The following is a 515-nucleotide window of genomic DNA, read 5'->3' on the forward strand; positions in this document are numbered from 1 at the left end:
TCAGGTGCTGGTATGGGAGCTATTCTTGAAACCCAACGTGAGTTGAAGGAAGTCTTGAATGATGGAGTCAACCCACGCGATGTCAAAGCAGAAATCTTGCCATGTGGTGGTGATAAAAAACATTACCCAATTGCTTTCAACGCTCTTCCACAAATCGACGTCTTCACAGAAAATGACTATACTTACGAAGAAATGAAGATGACGAATGAAACCAAGAAAATCATGGAAGACGATAGCATTGCCGTTTCAGCAACTTGTGTGCGGATTCCAGTCTTGTCAGCTCACTCAGAGTCAGTCTACATTGAAACAAAAGAAGTGGCACCAATTGATGAAGTGAAAGCTGCTATTGCAGAATTCCCAGGTGCAGTTCTTGAAGACGATGTTGCTCACCAAGTCTACCCACAAGCCGTTAATGCGGTCGGATCACGCGATACCTTCGTTGGACGGATTCGTAAAGACTTGGATGCTGAAAAAGGAATCCACATGTGGGTTGTTTCAGATAACCTTCTTAAAGG

Annotated in this window: 1 protein-coding gene; it reads left to right on the forward strand. The window is 43.9% G+C overall.

Annotated elements, in window-relative coordinates; genetic code table 11:
* Positions 1 to 515, forward strand: a 515-nt coding sequence (locus tag SPADD19_RS10930) for an Asd/ArgC dimerization domain-containing protein (RefSeq protein WP_277619483.1), incomplete at both ends; no start/stop codon positions are given.

It is taken from the genome of Streptococcus parasanguinis, from assembly GCF_001578955.1.
Lineage (GTDB): Bacteria > Bacillota > Bacilli > Lactobacillales > Streptococcaceae > Streptococcus > Streptococcus parasanguinis_U.